General features: G+C 65.0%; 13 protein-coding genes. 10 read left to right on the forward strand and 3 right to left on the reverse strand.

Annotated features, from left to right (window positions below):
• The first annotated feature begins 35 nt into the window (after positions 1-35).
• The 4 genes from smc to def all read left to right on the forward strand — a co-directional run bounded on the left by smc (position 36) and on the right by def (position 7,513).
• Entirely contained in the window at positions 36-3,554 is a 3,519-nt protein-coding gene (gene smc, locus ACO1XS_RS15130) for a chromosome segregation protein SMC (RefSeq protein ID WP_486391091.1), read from the forward strand.
• A 70-nt stretch (positions 3,555-3,624) separates the two neighbouring features.
• The gene (locus ACO1XS_RS15135) at positions 3,625-4,857 is read left to right on the forward strand and encodes a cell division protein ZipA C-terminal FtsZ-binding domain-containing protein (RefSeq protein ID WP_331572771.1); all 1,233 of its coding nucleotides are present in this window, start codon (positions 3,625-3,627) and stop codon (positions 4,855-4,857) included.
• Positions 4,858-4,934: 77 nt separating this feature from the next.
• Positions 4,935-6,983, forward strand: coding sequence for an NAD-dependent DNA ligase LigA (gene ligA, locus ACO1XS_RS15140; protein WP_486391070.1), 2,049 nt, complete (start codon positions 4,935-4,937; stop codon positions 6,981-6,983).
• Positions 6,980-7,513, forward strand: coding sequence for a peptide deformylase (def, locus tag ACO1XS_RS15145; protein WP_173259048.1), 534 nt, complete (start codon positions 6,980-6,982; stop codon positions 7,511-7,513). The genes ligA and def overlap by 4 nt, the downstream gene beginning before the upstream one ends.
• A 60-nt stretch (positions 7,514-7,573) precedes the next feature.
• Here def and ACO1XS_RS15150 read toward each other — a convergent pair whose 3' ends face one another.
• The 3 genes from ACO1XS_RS15150 to map all read right to left on the reverse strand — a co-directional run bounded on the left by ACO1XS_RS15150 (position 7,574) and on the right by map (position 12,835).
• Positions 7,574-8,323, reverse strand: a complete 750-nt coding sequence (locus ACO1XS_RS15150; RefSeq protein WP_331572777.1) for a pseudouridine synthase — start codon at positions 8,321-8,323, stop codon at positions 7,574-7,576.
• A gap of 1,020 nt (positions 8,324-9,343) precedes the next feature.
• Positions 9,344-11,914, reverse strand: coding sequence for a [protein-PII] uridylyltransferase (locus ACO1XS_RS15155; RefSeq protein ID WP_331572779.1), 2,571 nt, complete (start codon positions 11,912-11,914; stop codon positions 9,344-9,346).
• Between the two features lie 114 nt (positions 11,915-12,028).
• Complete coding sequence (gene map / locus ACO1XS_RS15160; protein WP_331572781.1) at positions 12,029-12,835, reverse strand: type I methionyl aminopeptidase; 807 nt, start codon at positions 12,833-12,835, stop codon at positions 12,029-12,031.
• Between the two features lie 339 nt (positions 12,836-13,174).
• Between map and rpsB the strand changes: the two genes are divergently transcribed.
• The 6 genes from rpsB (at position 13,175) to ACO1XS_RS15190 (ending at position 18,301) form a co-directional block, all read left to right on the forward strand.
• Positions 13,175-13,930 carry a 30S ribosomal protein S2 gene (gene rpsB, locus ACO1XS_RS15165; RefSeq protein ID WP_331572783.1) on the forward strand — a complete coding sequence of 252 codons (756 nt, stop codon included), beginning with the start codon at positions 13,175-13,177 and terminating at the stop codon, positions 13,928-13,930.
• 174 nt (positions 13,931-14,104) lie between these two features.
• A complete protein-coding gene (gene tsf, locus ACO1XS_RS15170) occupies positions 14,105-14,986 on the forward strand; it encodes a translation elongation factor Ts (protein ID WP_331572836.1) in 882 nt (293 codons plus the stop codon).
• A gap of 275 nt (positions 14,987-15,261) precedes the next feature.
• The gene (gene pyrH, locus ACO1XS_RS15175) at positions 15,262-15,975 is read left to right on the forward strand and encodes a UMP kinase (protein WP_173259036.1); all 714 of its coding nucleotides are present in this window, start codon (positions 15,262-15,264) and stop codon (positions 15,973-15,975) included.
• 101 nt (positions 15,976-16,076) lie between these two features.
• Positions 16,077-16,637 carry a ribosome recycling factor gene (gene frr / locus ACO1XS_RS15180; RefSeq protein ID WP_331572785.1) on the forward strand — a complete coding sequence of 187 codons (561 nt, stop codon included), beginning with the start codon at positions 16,077-16,079 and terminating at the stop codon, positions 16,635-16,637.
• A 66-nt stretch (positions 16,638-16,703) separates the two neighbouring features.
• Positions 16,704-17,486, forward strand: a complete 783-nt coding sequence (gene uppS / locus ACO1XS_RS15185; RefSeq protein ID WP_331572787.1) for a polyprenyl diphosphate synthase — start codon at positions 16,704-16,706, stop codon at positions 17,484-17,486.
• Positions 17,480-18,301, forward strand: coding sequence for a phosphatidate cytidylyltransferase (locus ACO1XS_RS15190; RefSeq protein WP_331572790.1), 822 nt, complete (start codon positions 17,480-17,482; stop codon positions 18,299-18,301). The genes uppS and ACO1XS_RS15190 overlap by 7 nt, the downstream gene beginning before the upstream one ends.
• Position 18,302 lies beyond the last annotated feature (1 nt).

Here is an 18,302-nt window from a genome sequence, read left to right on the forward strand (position 1 = left end):
GTTCGACCTTCCCCTATTCAATCAGCGATATCGCCGTGCGTCTGACCTCGATCAAACTCGCTGGCTTCAAGTCCTTCGTCGATCCCACCCACTTCCAGGTCCCCGGCCAACTGGTCGGTGTCGTCGGGCCCAATGGTTGCGGAAAATCGAACATCATCGATGCCGTGCGCTGGGTGCTGGGCGAGTCGCGCGCCTCCGAGCTGCGCGGCGAGTCGATGCAGGACGTGATCTTCAACGGCTCGACTGCGCGCAAGCCCGGCAGCCGCGCGAGCGTCGAGCTCGTATTCGACAATGCCGACGGCCGCGCGGCCGGCCAATGGGGGCAGTACGCCGAAATCGCGGTGAAGCGCGTGCTTACGCGCGACGGCACGTCGAGCTACTACATCAACAACCTGCCCGCGCGCCGGCGCGACATTCAGGACATCTTCCTCGGCACCGGCCTGGGGCCGCGCGCCTACGCGATCATCGGGCAGGGCATGATCTCCCGGATCATCGAGGCCAAGCCCGAAGATCTGCGGGTCTTTCTCGAGGAAGCCGCCGGCGTGTCGAAGTACAAGGAGCGGCGCCGCGAGACGGAGAACCGCCTGCACGACACGCGCGAGAATCTGACGCGTGTGGAGGACATCGTCCGCGAACTGAGCGCCAACCTCGAAAAGCTCGAGGCGCAGGCGGTCGTCGCGACCGAGTTCAAGACGCTGCAGGCGCAAGGCGAGGAAAAGCAGCGGCTGCTGTGGCTCTTGCGCAAGAACGAGGCCGCTGCCGAGCAGGCGCGGCAACAGCGCGCCATTTCCGAGGCGCAAATCGATCTCGAGGCGCAGACCGCGCGCCTGCGCGAAGTCGAAGCCGACCTGGAGACGTTGCGCGTCGCGCACTATGCCGCGAGCGACGCAATGCAGGGTGCGCAGGGCGCTCTGTACGAAGCGAATTCCGAGGTGAGCCGGCTCGAAGCGCAAATCAAGTTCATCGTCGAGTCGCGCAATCGCGTGCAGGCCCAGATCGCGGCGCTGACGGCGCAGCGCGAGCAATGGCAGGCGCAGGCCGAAAAGGCGCGCGGCGAGCTCGAGGATGCCGATGCACAGCTTGCCATCGCCGAAGAAAAGGCAGTGCTGGCCGAAGACGCGGCGGCGGCGAAGCACGATGCATTGCCGGCGCTCGAGGCGCAATGGCGCGATGCGCAGGCGCGGCTGAACGACGAGCGCGGCGAGATCGCCCAGACCGAACAGGCGCTCAAGCTCGAGGCAGCGCATCAGCGCAATGCCGATCAACAGTTGCAGCAGTTGCAACAGCGCCACGAGCGCCTCAAGGCGGAGGCGGGTGGCCTCGACGCGCCGGACGAGGTGCAGCTCGAGGAAGGGCGCATGCAGCTTGCCGAGCATGAGGAGATCCAACGCGATGCGCAGGCGCGTCTGGCCGAGGCCGAGGGCGCGCTGCCGGCGCTCGATGCGGCGCGGCGCGAGGCGCACGAGCGCACGCAAACGGAAACGGCGCGCATCCATCAGCTCGAAGCGCGGCTCGTCGCGCTCAAGCATTTGCAGGAAAACGTACAGACCGACGGCAAGATTCAGCCCTGGCTCGACAAACACGAACTGGGAGGTTTGCCGCGTCTGTGGAAGAAGCTGCATGTCGAAACGGGCTGGGAAACGGCGCTCGAATCGGTGTTGCGCGAACGGCTCGCCGCGCTCGAGATCTCCAATCTCGACTGGGTCAAGGCGTTCGCGAGCGATGCGCCCCCGGCCAAGCTTGCGTTCTACGCGCCGCCTTCGGCTGGCGTGCCGCGCGAGCAGGCCCCGGGCCTGCGGCCGTTGCTCTCGCTCATGCGCATCGACGACGCGGGGCTGCGCGCGGTGCTGGCCGACTGGCTCGGTCATGTGTACGTCGCCGACGATCTGGGCTCGGCGCTCGCCCAGCGCACGCAGTTGCCGGAGGGGGCGGCTTTCGTCGTCAAGGCGGGGCACGTACTCACGCGTGTAGGCGTTCAGCTTTACGCGGCGGATTCCGAGCAGGCCGGCATGTTGGCCCGCGAGCAGGAGATCGAGAACCTCACACGCCAATTGCGCGCGCAGACTTTGTTGGCGGACGAGGCGAAGACCGCGGCGATTCGCACCGATGCGGCGCACACCCAGGCGACGCAAGCGCTGGCCGATGCGCGCGCGCAGCTCGAGCGGGCGACCCAGCGCGTGCATGCGCTGCAGCTCGACGTGCTGAAGCTCACGCAAGCGCACGAGCGCTATACCCAGCGCAGCACGCAGATTCGCGAGGAACTGGACGAAATCGGCGCGCAGATCGAGGATCAGCGCGCGCAGCGCGCCGAATCCGAGGCGAACTTCGAGCGCCACGACGGCGAGCTTGCCGCGTTGCAGGCCCGTTTCGAGGACGATCAGCTCGCGTTCGAAGCACTCGACGAAACGCTGAGCGCGGCGCGCACGGAGGCCCGCGATCTCGACCGGGCGGCCACCGACGCGCGCTTCGCCGCGCGCAACATGGCCAATCGGATCGAGGAACTCAAGCGCAGCATTCACATCGCGCAAGAACAGAGCGAACGCGTCGCGGCCTCGCTCGAGGATGCCCGCGCGGAACTGGAATCGATCAACGAGCAGACCGCGCATACGGGCCTCCAGGAAGCGCTCGCCGTGCGCGCCGAAAAGGAAGCCGCGCTCGGCGCCGCGCGCATCGAGCTCGACGACCTGACGGCGAAGCTGCGTCATGCCGACGAAATGCGGTTGACGACCGAGCGTTCGCTGCAGCCGCTGCGCGAGCGCATCACCGAACTGCAGTTGAAGGAGCAAGCGGCGCGCATCGCCGGCGAGCAGTTCGTCGAGCAACTCGCCGAGGCGGGTGTCGACGAAGCCGAGCTGCAGCAAAAGTTGACGCCGGATATGAAGCCGTCGTACCTGCAAGGGGAAGTGACGCGCATCAACAACGCGATCAATGCGTTGGGGCCCGTCAACATGGCGGCGCTCGACGAGCTGGCGGCCGCGACCGAGCGCAAGACGTTCCTCGACGCGCAATCGGCCGACCTGACGGCCGCCATCGATACGCTCGAAGACGCCATCCGCAAGATCGACCAGGAGACCCGTACGCTGCTGCAAGGCACGTTCGACGAAGTCAACCGGCATTTCGGCGAGCTCTTCCCGCGTCTTTTCGGCGGCGGGCAGGCGAAGCTCATCATGACGGGCGACGAGATTCTCGATGCGGGCGTGCAGGTGATGGCCCAGCCGCCCGGCAAGAAAAATTCGACCATCCACTTGCTGTCGGGCGGCGAGAAGGCGCTGACGGCCACGGCGCTCGTCTTCGCGATGTTCCAGCTCAATCCCGCGCCGTTCTGCCTGCTCGACGAGGTCGATGCGCCGCTCGACGACGCAAACACGGAACGCTTTGCCAATCTCGTGCGCGCCATGTCCGAAAAGACGCAGTTCCTCTTCATTTCGCACAACAAGATCGCGATGGAGATGGCGCAGCAACTGATCGGCGTGACGATGCAGGAGCAGGGTGTCTCGCGCATCGTGGCGGTCGACATGGAAACCGCGGCCGGTTTCGCACAGAATACGGCTTGAACGAACGACAGCGGCGGTCGGCACACTGCACGGCCGCCCTCGACGAAAGAACGTGCTTCATGGAGCGTGCATGGACGAGTTGACACTCGGGTTGATCGGCGCGGGCGCCGTGGTGGTGGCGGGAGTGGTCGGATACAACGCATGGCAGGGGGCGAAAGTGCGCCGCAGGATGCCAAGACCGATGCCGCCCGACGCCGCCGAAGCACTTGCGCGTCACGATTCCGAGGAGGAGCGGCCGTTTATCGAGCCCGCGCGCGCAAACGTTCGCCGCGAGCCGGCGCTCTCCGATGCGCCGGCCGCAGCCGAGGCGCCCAGGATCGAACCGAGCTTCGGCGCCGCGCCGCTCGACACGCCGGCCGATCTTCAAGCGGACGCGACGGTGCCCGACGGCGATCTGTCGCGCGACGTGCCAGGAGCGCGGCACGCGGAGCAGATGTCCGATGCGCCCGTCGCGCCGGCTGCCACGACGATTTCCTCGGCGCCGCCGCATGTCGTCGATCGCCGCATCGACTGCGTGGTGCCGATCAAGCTAGGCGGCTCCGTTGCCGGCGACAAAGCGGTGCCGTTCGCGCAGCGATTGCGCCGAGCCGGCAGCAAGCCCGTCTATATCGAGGGCAAGGCCGAAGGCGCCGGCGCCTGGGAGCTGCTGCAAAACGGGCAACGTTATGACGAACTGCGCGCGGCGGTTCAGCTGGCGAACCGCGGCGGTGCGTTGAACGAGCTCGAGTTCTCGGAATTCGTCTCCGGTGTGCAGCAGTTCGCCGACGCGGTCGACGGCGCCCCCGAATTTCCGGACATGCTCGAAACGGTGTCGATGGCGCGCGAACTCGACAGCTTCGCGGCGCAGTGCGACGCGCAGTTGTCGATCAACGTCCTCTCGGATGGGGCGCCCTGGTCGGCCAACTACGTGCAGGCCGTGGCTTCCCAGGACGGATTGCTGCTCTCGCGCGACGGTACGCGCTTCGTCAAGCTCGATGCGAGGCAAAGCCCCGTTTTCATGCTGCAGTTCGGCGACACCAACTTCCTGCGCGATGACCTGACCTACAAGGGCGGGCAGATGATCACGCTGATTCTCGATGTGCCGGTGGCCGACGAGGATATTCTGCCGTTCAGGCTCATGTGCGACTACGCGAAGTCGCTGGCCGAGCGCATCGGCGGGCGTGTCGTCGACGATCAGCGTCGGCCGCTTCCCGAATCGGCGCTGCTGGCGATCGAAAAACAACTGATGACGCTTTACGCCAAGCTCGAGGAGGCCGGCATCCCCGCCGGCTCCGCGGCGACGCGCCGGTTATTCAGTCAATGACGCCGGACGGCTTGCGCGCATGACGGGCGCTGCGATAATGCCGGGGTGAACTCGAAATCGAACAAGAGCGCCCCGGCATGGCCCCACACACTGCACAAGCACCGACAGACCAACCCGCCGAGCGCGCAGCATGGCTGCGTGCGGAGCTCGATCGCGCCAACTATCAGTACTACGTGCTCGATCAGCCCGAGCTGCCCGATGCCGAATACGACCGGCTCTTTCTCGAACTGCAGCGCATCGAAAGCGAACACCCCGATCTGATCACGCCCGAGTCGCCGACGCAGCGTGTCGGCGGCCAGGCATCGAGCGGCTTCGCGCCCGTGCACCATGCGGTGCCGATGCTCTCGCTGAACAACGGCTTTACCGACGAAGATATCGTCGCCTTCGACAAACGCGTTGCCGACGTGCTCCACAGCGAATCGGTCGAATACGCGTGCGAGCTGAAGTTCGACGGCCTCGCGATCGCGCTGCGCTACGAGAACGGCCGGCTCGTGCAGGCAGCGACGCGCGGCGATGGCGCGACGGGCGAGGATGTGACCCAGAACGTGCGTACGATCCGTTCCATTCCGCTCAAGCTGAAGGGCGATCGCGTGCCGCGCCTCGTCGAGGTGCGAGGCGAGGTGCTGATGTTCAAGCGCGACTTCGAGCGGCTCAACGCGCGTCAACGCGAAGCCGAGCAACGCGAATTCGCGAATCCGCGCAATGCGGCGGCGGGCAGTCTGCGGCAGCTCGATCCGAGAATCACCGCTCATCGGCCGCTTTCCTTTTTTTCATACGGCATCGGCGAACTCGACGGTATCGAGATGCCCGGTACGCATAGCGCGCTGCTCGACTGGTACGGCGAGCTCGGGTTGCCGGTGTGCGCCGAACGCGCCACGGTCAACGGCGCGCAAGGGCTCCTCGAATTCTTCCGACGTATCGGCGAAAAACGCAAGTCGTTGCCTTACGAGATCGACGGCGTCGTCTACAAGGTCAATCGGCGAGACGAGCAGGACCGGCTCGGATTCGTTTCGAGAGCGCCGCGTTTCGCGCTCGCGCATAAATTCCCGGCCGAAGAGGCCATGACGGAGCTGCTCGACATCTACGTCAACGTCGGGCGCACGGGCGCGATTACGCCGGTGGCGCGGCTGAAGCCGGTCTTCGTCGGCGGCGTGACCGTCACGAACGCCACCTTGCACAACGAAGACGAGGTACGCCGCAAGGACGCCCGCATTGGCGACACCGTCGTCGTACGACGCGCGGGCGATGTGATCCCCGAGCTCGTGTCCGTCATGCTCGAGCGCCGGCCCGAGAACGCGCGCGAGTTCGTGATGCCCACGCACTGCCCGGTCTGCGGTTCGCGCATCGAGCGGCTGCCGGACGAAGCCGTCGCACGATGCACCGGGGGGCTGTTCTGTCCTGCGCAGCGCAAGCAGGCCATCTGGCATTTTGCGCAGCGCCGCGCGCTCGATATCGATGGGCTCGGTGAAAAGATCATCGACCAGCTCGTCGAGCAGCAGCTCGTGCGTACACCGGCCGATCTTTTCAATCTGGGCTTTGCGACGCTGGCCCAACTCGACCGCTTTGCCGAAAAATCGGCGCAGAATCTGCTGGATTCGCTCGAACAGGCCAAGCACACGACGCTTGCCCGCTTCATCTATGCGCTCGGTATTCGGCACGTGGGCGAATCGACGGCGAAGGACCTCGCGCGCCATTTCGGCTCGCTCGATCCGTTGATGAACGCGTCGATGGAGGAATTGCTCGAAGTCAACGATGTCGGCCCCGTCGTGGCCGAGTCGATTCATCAGTTCTTCGCGGAAGAGCACAATCGGACTGTCATCGAACAGTTGCGGGCGCCCGGCAAAGTGAGCTGGCCCGAAGGGCCGCCGGCGCCGCGCGCGCCGCAAGGCGCGCTGGCCGGCAAGACCGTCGTGTTGACCGGTACGCTGCCGACATACTCGCGCGAAGACGCCAAGGAACTGCTGGAGGCGGCCGGCGCAAAGGTGTCCGGCTCCGTGTCGAAGAAAACCGATTATGTGGTGGCGGGAAGCGAGGCGGGCAGCAAGCTTGCGAAAGCCGAGGAACTCGGCATTCCCGTGCTCGACGAAGACGGTATGCGCAAGCTTCTGGAGGGTCACAATCCATGATTCGCGAAATTCTCAAGATGGGCGATCCGCGTCTTTTGCGCATTGCCCAGCCCGTCGATCATTTCGACACGCCCGAGCTTCATGCACTCATCGCGGACATGTTCGAGACGATGCATGCCGCCAACGGCGCGGGGCTTGCCGCACCGCAGATCGGTGTCGATCAGCAGGTGGTCATCTTCGGCTTTGGACACAACGAACGCTATCCCGAGGCACCGCCGGTGCCTGAGACGGTGCTCATCAACCCGACCATCACACCGGTATCGCAAGATACGGAAGAGGGCTGGGAAGGGTGCCTGTCAGTGCCGGGCATGCGCGGGATCGTCGGACGATTTTCGATGATCCGCTACCACGGGTTCGATCAGTATGGGCAGCCGATCGACCGCGTGGCGGAAGGCTTTCATGCGCGCGTCGTGCAGCACGAATGCGATCATCTGATCGGCAAGCTCTATCCGATGCGGATAACCGATTTCTCGAATTTCGGCTTCACCGAGGTGCTCTTCCCCGATCTCGACCCCAACAGCGACGACTGACGCGCGCTTCCCGTTCGTCCGGGCGAGCTCGCGAGAGCGAGCCCCGGACGGCGTCGCTGTTCAAAACGCCTCGTCCGCAAGCAGATAGCGCCATTTTCCCTGCGGCAGTGCGCCCAGCGCCACGCGGCCCATGCGGACACGCTTCAGTCCGACGACGTGCAAGCCGACGAGTTCGCACATGCGACGGATTTGCCGCTTCTTTCCTTCGCGCAGGGCAAAGCGCAGCTGTTCGCCGTTTTGCCAACTGACCTTGGCCGGTTTCAGCGCCGCGTCATCGAGCGACAAACCGAACCGCAGCAACGCGAGTTTGTCGGCGGGAAAGTGCTGATCGACATCGGTCGTGTGCTCGCCGTAGGTCACACGTACGAGATATTCCTTTTCCACGCTCGAATGCTCGCCGATCAGCTGCTTTGCGACGCGGCCGTCCTGTGTCAGCACGAGCAGCCCCGTCGAATCGATATCGAGGCGGCCAGCGGGCGCGAGCGCGCGCAGATGACTCGGGGAGAAGCGCACGGGCGAACGGTCCCCGTCCCAGCGATTGGCTGCGGTGACGAGCGTGACGGCGGGTTCGTAGCCGTCTTCGGCCTGTCCCGACACGTAGCCGACGGGCTTGTGCAGAAGGATCGTGACTTGCCGCGATTGCGCGGCGTGCGCATCGCGCGTGATGTCTATCTTCTGATCGGGGCGTACGCGAGCGCCGAGCGTATCGATTCGTTCGCCATCGACGCGCACCCAGCCATTCGCAATCCACTCATCGGCTTCCCGGCGCGAACATAGACCGAGTTCCGACATGCGTTTCGATAGGCGCATCGTCCCCGCCGTTTCGGGGTTCGCCGGGGCCTTAGCTGCGGCGGCACCGCTCGGGCGGTGCTCAGGACGCCCGGCACGCTCCGGACGCCCCGCACGGTCCGCACGGTCCGCACGGTCCGCACGGTCCGCACGTTCCGGACGTTCCGCACGTTCCGTCGCCTGGCGCTTGACCGGCGAGCCGGTCTTACGCTCGGGCCGCGCTTGCACGGCGGCGCCCGAGCGTTTGCCCGTGCCCGCTGCGCTCCGGTGGGGCGCGCGAGTTCCGCTTTCGTTCGCGGTGGCGCCTCCTCGTTTGTCGCTGCCCGCCGCGGTCCTGGGCGCGCGGGTGTCACTCCGACTCACGACCCCAGCGGCAGCCGTGCGTTTGCCGCTGCCCGTTCCGGTCCTCGGCGTGCGGGCTCCGCTTTCGTTGAACCCAGCCCCCGTGCGTCTGTCGTGGCTTGCCGCAGCCCGGGGCGCGCGGGCGCCACTCCGACTCACGTCGTCGGCGGCGCCCGCGCGTTTGTCGCTGCCCGTTCCGGTTCGCGGCGTGCGGCTTCGCGTTTCGTTAGCGACGCCCCCCGTGCGCTTATCGTTGCTTGCCGCAGCCCTGCGAGTTCCCGCTACGCTGTCGCGCTCACGGCCGCGCGGCACGCCGGCCGGCGCGCCTGCCGGGGAACTGCCGGACGCGGTTGCCCTGCGGGCGCCCGGTGCTGCCGGTCGCCGGCTTCTTTCACCGGGCGACGAGCCCGGCTTGTCCTCGCGCGTGCGACGCGCGAGTGCCGTGCCCGCGCCCCGGGCGCCGCCCGCGGCTTTCGCGGCGGGGGCGCGTGGCGCCGGTGCTGCCTTGCCGGGCGCTGTGCCCGCTGCACGCGGTGCTGCGGCACCTCGCGCCGGCTTGCGTGCCGACGGGCTGCCGGAACGAACGGGAGCGCGATCCGGTGTGTCCGGTCGCGGATGCTTGGCTGTCAGTTTGACGCGCATAGATTCTCTAAAAAACGGGACCGCGGGCGTAGGGCCAGAGCGGCAATGAAACAGCGCCTATAGCGCGATGGCTCGCAGCAGTTCGGTTTCCAGCTGAATTTGCAGCCGGCTGTCGGACAGACCCCGGCCATCGAGCAGGAAGACGTCTTCGACGCGCTCGCCGAGCGTATTGATGCGAGCGGCATGCACGCCGACACAATGGTTGGCGAGCACACGCGCGATCGAATAAAGCAGACCCAGCCGGTCGTTTGCCGAGACCGAGAGAATGTAGTACTGGCCGCGCTCGTCGGCCCGCAAATCGACGCGCGGCGTGATCGGGAACGTGCGCGAAAGGCGCGACAGCCGGCCCTTGGACGGCTCGGGCAACGGCTCGCCCGATGAAAGCCAGGCACTGAGCTGCTGCTCGACGAGATTCGCGATATCGCGATACTGCACGTCTTGCTCCGGATGCGCGACGATGAAGTTGTCGAGCGCATAGCCGTGGCGGGTCGTGCTGATGCGGGCATCGAGCACGGACAATCCGTTGCGCTCGAAGTAGGCGCAAATGCCAGCGAACAGATCCGGGCGATCGCGCACATAGACGAGCACTTGCAGCGCTTCGCCGATGGGCGCCGGGCGTGCGCGTACGATGGGCGCCTCGGCTTCGACGTGGCGATACAGCACGCGCGTTTGCCAGGCGATATCGGCGGCGTCGTGCCGCAGGAAGTAGCCGACATCGAGCTGCTCCCAAAGCGCGCGCTGGGCATTCTCCGGCACGGTCTCGAGCCGCAGCAGCGCGAGGGCTTCCTCCTTGCGCGTCTTGAGCTCGGAGTGCTCGTCGGGGCGTGCGCCGCCCAGCACGGCGAGCGTCATGCGGTAGAGGTCCTCGAGCAGCTTGCCTTTCCAGGTGTTCCAGACCTTGGGGCTCGTGCCGCGGATATCGGCGACCGTCAGCAGATATAGGGCGGTGAGCCGCCGTTCGGTGCCGACGAGTTCGGCGAATTGCTTGATGACAGCCGGGTCGCTCGTGTCTTGCTTTTGCGCAACCTGACTCATCGTCAGATGCTGCTGCACGAGCCAGACGATCAGCGAGGCGTCGTCTCCCGTGATGCCGTGCTCGCGGCAAAAGCGTCGCGCGTCGGCCATGCCGAGCGTCGAATGATCGCCCCCGCGGCCTTTCGCGATGTCATGAAAAAGCGCGGCCACGTAGAGCACCCAGTGGTGCTCGAAATTGGCCATCAACTGACTGCAAAACGGGTACTCGTGCGCATGCTCGGCCAGGGCGAAACGGCGCAGATTGCGCAGCACCATCAGAATGTGCTGATCGACCGTATAGACGTGATAGAGGTCGTGCTGCATCTGGCCGACGATGCGACGAAAATTCAGTAAATACCGGCCGAGCACGCTCGTTTGATTCATGAGGCGCAGTGCATGGGTGATGCCCTGCGGCTCTTTGAGGATCTGCATGAAGAGGCGCCGGTTCTCGGGCGCCTTGCGCCAGCGCGAATCCATGATTTCGCGGGCGTTGTAAAGCGCTCGCAGCGTACGTGCGGAGAGCCCTTTGGTGCCCGGCGTGGCCTCGTAGAGCAAGAATGCCTCGAGAATGGCGGACGGCGCGCGCTCGAACACGTCGTCGCTGACGATCTCGATCATGCCTTGCTTCTCGACGAAGCGATCCGATAGCACGCGCGTAATGCCGCTCGTGCGCGGGAAGAGCTGCGCTTCGACATTCTGAATCAGGATCGTCGCGAGCTGCGTCACGGCTTTCGCTGCCCAGTAATAGCGGCGCATGAGCTGCTCGCTCGCCCGCCGCGCCTGCGTCGAGTGGTAGCCGAAGCTCTCGGCGGCAGCGGTTTGCAGATCGAAAACGAGCACATCCTGGCGACGCCCCGCGATCAGATGCAAACGGGCACGCAGCATCTTCAGGAAGCCTTCGTTGCGGCGCAGCTCGCGCGCTTCGCGCGCCGTAATGAGACCGCGCTGGTCGAGCTCGCGCCAACTGCTGCCGAAGCCGGCGGCACGGGCGATCCAAAGAATCAGCTGCAAGTCGCGCAGCCCGCCGGGACTTTCCTTGACATTGGGCTCGAGGCTATACGGCGAGTCCTGGAACTTCGCATGGCGCTGACGCATTTCGAGGACTTTCGCCTGGAAAAATGCGCGCGCGTCGAGCGTTTCGTTAAAGCGCAGTGCGAAACGTTGAAAGAGCGCCGTGCTGCCCGTGATGCGTCGCGCTTCGAGCAAGGATGTGCGCACCGTGATGTCGCGCTCTCCTTCGTCGATGCATTCGTCGACGGTGCGCACGCTGCTGCCCAGTTCGAGCCCGAGGTCCCACGCCATGCCGATGAACCGCTCGATGCGCGCCTCGAGCTCGGGCCCGGGGGTTTCGTGCAACAGCACGAGAATGTCGATGTCGGAATAGGGCGAAAGCTCGCCGCGACCGTACCCGCCGACGGCGACGAGTGCGAGCGAGGCCGGCATTTCGCAGGCGAGCCAAGCGCGGCGCAACGCGTCGTCCGTGGCGCGCGCGAGCGCGCGCATGGCCGCATCGACATTGCCGGCGGTTTTGAAGCGATCGAGAAGCGCCGTCTTGGCGACGCGGTAATCCGCTTTGAGCGACATGGAGTGGGGCAGGGCGGCTGGGACGCTCATGTGACGACGAAGATGCGGCTGACGATGGCAACAAACGGTGGCCAGGCAGCGGGCGCCGCCGCTCGCGCGCGATGCGCGCCGCGGCCCCGCCAACTGACCGGATGCGCGCCGCCGCTAGGCGGCGACGGACAGACGGGGCCGTTCGGGCGTTCCGGCCGAAACGGTCAGCACGTCGAAACCCGTATCGGTGACGAGCACCGTATGCTCCCACTGCGCCGACAGGCTGCGGTCGCGCGTCTTGACGGTCCATTGATCGGGCATCGTGCGAATCTCGCGGCGCCCGGCATTGATCATCGGCTCGATCGTGAAGATCATGCCTTTTTGGAGCTCGAGACCGGTGCCGGGGCGGCCGTAATGAAGCACCTGGGGATCTTCATGGAAGACCTTGCCGATACCGTGGCCGCAGTATTCGCGCACGACACTGTAGCCATGTGCCTCGGCGTGCTTCTGAATGGCATGGCCGATATCGCCGAGCCGCGCACCCGGGCGCACCTGCTCGATTCCGAGCCACATGCACTCGTAGGTCGTCTGGGCGAGCCGCCTGGCGAGAATCGAGCCTTCGCCGGCGATGAACATCCGGCTCGTATCGCCGAAATAGCCGTTCTTGATGACCGTGATATCGATATTCAGGGCGTCGCCGTTCTTGACGATCTTGTCGCCCGGAATGCCGTGGCAGATGACGTCGTTCACCGAAATGCACGTTGCCTTCGGATAGGGCGGGTAGCCGGGCGGCTGATAATTGAGCGGCGCCGGGATCGTGCCTTGCACGTCGAGCATGTAGTTGTGGCAGAGCCGGTCGAGCTCGCCCGTCGACACGCCCGGTTTGACAAAGGGCGTGATGTAGTCGAGCACTTCGCTCGCGAGTCGGCACGCGATGCGCATTTGCTCGACGTCGTATTCGTTTTTGATCGTGATAGCCATTGGAGTGCCAGCATGGGACGCGGATTGCCGGATTATCGCACCATATAGAGCCGCCGGCTGAAACCAAGGTCGGTGTTGAGGCGGACGCCGCGAGCGTGATATACTTTCTGGCTAGTCGTCAATGGTGCCCGGCGGAATTGGTGTTTCATTCCGTGTTTGATTCGCTCGGGGCTTCGGCGGCTGGAAGTCAAAGAGTCAAATTTTGAGTAAATCGCAAGCCGGCGCACCCAGGGTGCCGGGTGCGCATGATACGCGAGCATCGGCGAGATCGTCCGTGCACGCCTGTCGCGCATCCGTTACTGCAGCCGGCTTAAGGCCCAACCCTCGCGGAGAATTTCAATGGCAGTCACCATGCGTCAAATGCTGGAAGCCGGTGTCCACTTCGGTCACCAGACCCGCTTCTGGAACCCCAAGATGGCCCCGTTCATCTTCGGTCATCGCAACAAGATTCACATCATCAACCTCGAAAAGACGCTGCCGATGTACAACGACGCGCTGAAGTACGTGCGTCAGCTGGCGGCGAATCGGGGCACGATCCTTTTCGTGGGTACGAAGCGTCAGTCGCGCGACACCATCGCCGAAGAGGCGCAGCGCTGCGGTATGCCTTACGTGAACGCCCGCTGGCTCGGCGGCATGCTGACCAACTTCAAGACGCTGAAGGTTTCGATCAAGCGCTTGAAGGACATGGAGACGGCCGTCGAGGCAGGCGAGACCGAGCGCATGAGCAAGAAGGAAGCCCTGTTGTTCGAACGTGAAATCGCGAAGCTCCAGAAGTCGATCGGTGGCGTGAAGGACATGGGTGGCATTCCCGATGCGATCTTCGTCGTGGACGTCGGCTATCACAAGATCGCCGTGACGGAAGCCAACAAGCTGGGCGTTCCGGTCATCGCCGTGGTCGACACGAACCACTCGCCGGAAGGGATCGACTACGTGATCCCCGGTAACGACGACGCGAGCAAGGCTGTGGCGCTCTACGCGGCTGGCGTGGCGGACGCGATTCTCGAAGGCCGCGCGAATGCGGTGAACGAAGTCGTCCAGGCAGTGCGTGGCGAAGGCGACGGCGACGAATTCGTCGAGGTCAACGGGGAGGCGTAAAGCAACCCTGGGGCCGGCAAAAAAGGGGGCTTTCAGGGGCCCCCTTTTTTTGAGTTTCGGCCGCGGCGACGGCCGTTGATGCGGCGCAGCGGTTTTGGCGCGTGCCGCGAACGAATGCCTGCCGTTCGCATCGAAAGCGGGCGGCCTATGAAAGACAGACTCAAGGAGCGAATGATGGCGGCAATTACCGCAAGCATGGTGGCAGAACTGCGCGCGAAGACCGACGCGCCCATGATGGAGTGCAAGAAGGCGCTGACGGAAGCCGAAGGCGACATGTCCCGCGCGGAAGAACTGCTGCGCGTGAAGCTCGGCAACAAGGCCAGCAAGGCCGCCTCGCGCGTGACGGCCGAGGGCATCATCGTCTCGTCCATCAGCGGCAACGCGGGCGCGCTCGTCGAGTTGAACTGCGAGACGGACTTCGTCGCGAAGAACGACGATTTCAACGCGTTCGCCAAGCAAGTCGCGGAACTCGTGGTGGCGCACAAGCCGGCCGATGTGGCCGCGCTGTCGGCGCTGACGCTGAATGGCCAGACGGTCGACGCCGTGCGCCTCGCGCTCGTCGGCAAGATCGGCGAAAACCTGTCGATCCGCCGCTTCGTGCGCTTCGAGACGACCAACAAGCTCGCGGCCTACCTGCACGGCACGCGCATCGGCGTGCTCGTGGAGTACACGGGCGCCGACGAGCAAGTCGGCAAGGATGTCGCCATGCACGTGGCCGCCATGAAGCCGGTGTCGCTCTCCGCGAGCGATGTGCCGGCCGAGCTGATCGCGAAAGAGCGCAGCATCGCCGAGCAAAAGGCAGCCGAATCGGGCAAGCCGGCCGAGATCGTCGCGAAGATGGTCGAAGGCAGCGTGCAAAAGTATCTGAAGGAAGTGTCGCTGCTGAATCAGCCGTTCGTGAAGAACGACAAGCAGACGATCGAGCAGATGCTGAAGGCGGCCAATGCGTCGGTCCAGCAGTTCGCGCTCTTCGTCGTCGGCGAAGGGATCGAAAAGCGGCAGGACGATTTCGCGGCCGAAGTGGCCGCGCAGGTCGCAGCCGCCAAGCAACAGTAAGTACCTGCCTCGAAAGCGTCCGGGTGCCGGTGCATTCGGGCGGCGAGGCGAGCCTCGATGCGGAGTTCGGCACGAACCCGCTTCGCGGCATCGGCGGCACCGACTATTGACCAAGGGTTTTCCCTTAGTCATCGCGCGCAAGCTTTGCCGGGTGGCGGTTTTGCCAGTTGCCCGGCGAGCACGCGGCGCGGCGTGGGCGGTGCTTGCTCGAATTTATGTTTCACCCCTACAGTTCCACATTGTCGTCACTCCCTTCGGCGCGATCGGATACCGCTATGCCCACAGCCTATAAACGCGTTCTTCTCAAACTCTCCGGCGAAGCTTTGATGGGCGACGATGCCTTCGGCATCAACCGCGCGACGATCGAAAGAATGGTGGCGGACATCGCCGAGGTGGTTGGCCTCGGCACGCAGCTCGCGGTCGTGATTGGCGGCGGCAACATCTTTCGCGGCGTGGCCGGCGGTGCGGCGGGCATGGATCGCGCAACGGCCGACTACATGGGCATGCTCGCGACGATGATGAACGCGCTTGCGCTGCAAGACGCGATGCGGCACGCGGGCATCGAGGCGCGCGTGCAATCGGCGCTGCGCATGGACCAGGTGGTCGAGCCGTACATCCGACCGCGTGCAATCCGGCAACTCGAGGAAGGCAAGGTCGTGATCTTCGCGGCCGGTACGGGCAACCCGTTCTTCACGACCGATACGGCTGCGGCGTTGCGCGGCTCGGAAATCGGCGCCGAAGTGGTGCTCAAGGCGACGAAGGTCGACGGCGTATACTCCGCGGACCCGAACAAGGATGCGTCGGCAACGCGCTATGCGACGATCAGCTTCGACGAGGCGATCGGCCGCAACCTCCAGGTCATGGATGCGACGGCGTTTGCGCTGTGCCGCGATCAGAAGCTGCCGATCCGCGTTTTTTCGATCGTCAAGCCCGGCGCACTGAAGCGCATCATTCAGGGGGAGGACGAGGGTACGCTGGTCCACGTGTAAACTCTCGCACAACGCGGAAAACGCCCGCCGCGGCTTGTCGTGGTCATGCGCGCCGCTGGCGCGCGGGCGATCCGCACTGTTATGAAGGTTCGGAGGTTTAAATGAGTCTGGCAGACATAAAAAAGGGCGCCGATCAGAAGATGCAGCGTTCGATCGAGGCGTTCAAGAGCGATCTGGCGAAGATCCGCACCGGGCGCGCGCATACGGGCCTGCTCGATCATATCCAGGTCGACTACTATGGCTCGAACGTGCCTATTTCGCAGGTCGCCAACCTGACGCTCATCGATGCGCGCACGATCGGCGTGCAGCCTTGGGAAAAGAAGATGGTCGCCGTGGTCGAAAAGGCGATCCGCGAGTCGGATCTCGGGCTGAATCCCGCCACGCAGGGCGACTTGATCCGGGTGCCGATGCCGGCGCTGACCGAGGAGCGCCGCCGCGAGCTGACGAAAGTCGTCAAGAGCGAAGGGGAGACGGCGAAGATCGCCGTGCGCAATCTGCGCCGCGACGCCAACGAGCAGCTCAAGAAGCTCGTCAAGGACAAGGAAATCTCCGAAGACGACGAACGCCGCGCCAGTGACGAAGTCCAAAAGCTCACCGACAAGTACGTCGCCGAGATCGAGAAACTCGTGCATACGAAAGAAGCCGAGATCATGACGGTCTGAGGCCTCGCGCTTCCCGACGTCTTCCCGGTCTTACTTCGTTCAAAGCAGTTATCTGTCCCGGCGGCCATGACTTATACCAGCTCAACTGTTCGCGTACCCGATGTCGCAGCCGTTCCGCGCCACGTCGCGATCATCATGGACGGCAACGGCCGCTGGGCGACGCAACGACGTTTGCCGCGCGTAGCGGGCCATACGCGCGGCGTCGATGCGGTGCGTGCGACCGTCGAGGCGTGCGCGCGCGCGGGCGTCGAATATCTGACGCTTTTCGCGTTCAGCTCCGAAAACTGGCGCCGGCCCGTGGAAGAAGTGTCGTTCCTCATGCGGCTTTTCGTGACCGCGCTCGAGCGCGAGGTCGGCAAGCTGCACGCCAACGGCATCCGCTTGCGCGTCGTGGGCGATCTGTCGCAGTTCGATACGCGCATTCAAGACCTCATTCGCCGCGCGGAAACCAAAACGGCACGCAATGAACGGCTGACGCTGACGATTGCCGCCAATTACGGCGGGCGCTGGGATATCCTCCAGGCGGCCCGCAAGGCGGCCGAGGAGGCCGCGCAGCAAGGCCAGCCGGCGAGTTTCGACGAGGATGCGTTTTCCCGGCATCTGGCGATGGCTTACGCGCCGGAGCCCGATCTGTTCATCCGCACAGGCGGCGAGACGCGCATCAGCAATTTCCTGCTCTGGCAACTCGCCTATACAGAGCTCTATTTCACCGAGACGTTCTGGCCCGATTTCGACGCCAATACGCTCGCCGATGCCATTGCCTCTTATGGACGCCGGGAGCGGCGTTTCGGCCGCACCAGTGCACAGCTCGAGCCGCAATCGCAGGACGTCGATTCCCTCCCATGCTGAAGACTCGCGTCGTCACGGCCATCGTTTTGCTGGCCGTGTTTGTTCCGGTCACGCTTTATGCGCCGGCAAGTGCGTTCGGTGCGTTGATTGGACTGGTCGTGGTCCTGGCGGCATGGGAATGGGGGCGCCTTCTGGGTTTGCCGGCTCTCGCTTCGTATGGCTACGCCGCGCTGGCCGCGGTGGCGCTGCTGGCGAGCCTGCGGCTCGGCCCCGGCATGCGGGCCACGCGCCCGCTTTTCGAGGCGGCCGCGATATTCTGGCTCCTGGCGGGTCCGTTCGCGCTTGCCCGCAAGCCGCAGCTTGCACACGGTGCGTGGCGCGCGTTCCTCGTCCTGGCGGGGCTTGTCGTCTTCGTCGCCTGCTGGCATGCGCTGGTGCTGGCGCGCACGATTGGCGTCGCGTTCGTGCTTTCGGTGCTGATCGTCGTCTGGCTTGCGGACATCGGCGCATACTTCTCCGGCAAGGCTTTCGGCAAGCACAAGCTCGCGGTGACCATCAGCCCGGGTAAAACCTGGGAGGGCGCCGTGGGAGGCTGGATCGCCGTGCTCGTCGTGGGCGGCGTGGCGATGGCAAGCGAAGCGTTCGCGCCTACGCTATTTTCGACGTTGCCGGCCAAGCTCGGCGCAGTACGGGCGCTCCTGGCGCTCACCGGGCTCGTCGCCTTCAGCGTCGTCGGCGATCTGTTCGAGTCGCTGCTCAAGCGCCAGGCGGGCGTGAAGGATTCGAGCGCGCTGTTGCCGGGGCATGGCGGGGTGCTCGATCGCATCGACGCATTGCTGCCGGTGTTGCCGCTCGTGATGTTGCTCGTGGCGTAAG

The organism is Trinickia sp. (genome assembly GCF_057351765.1).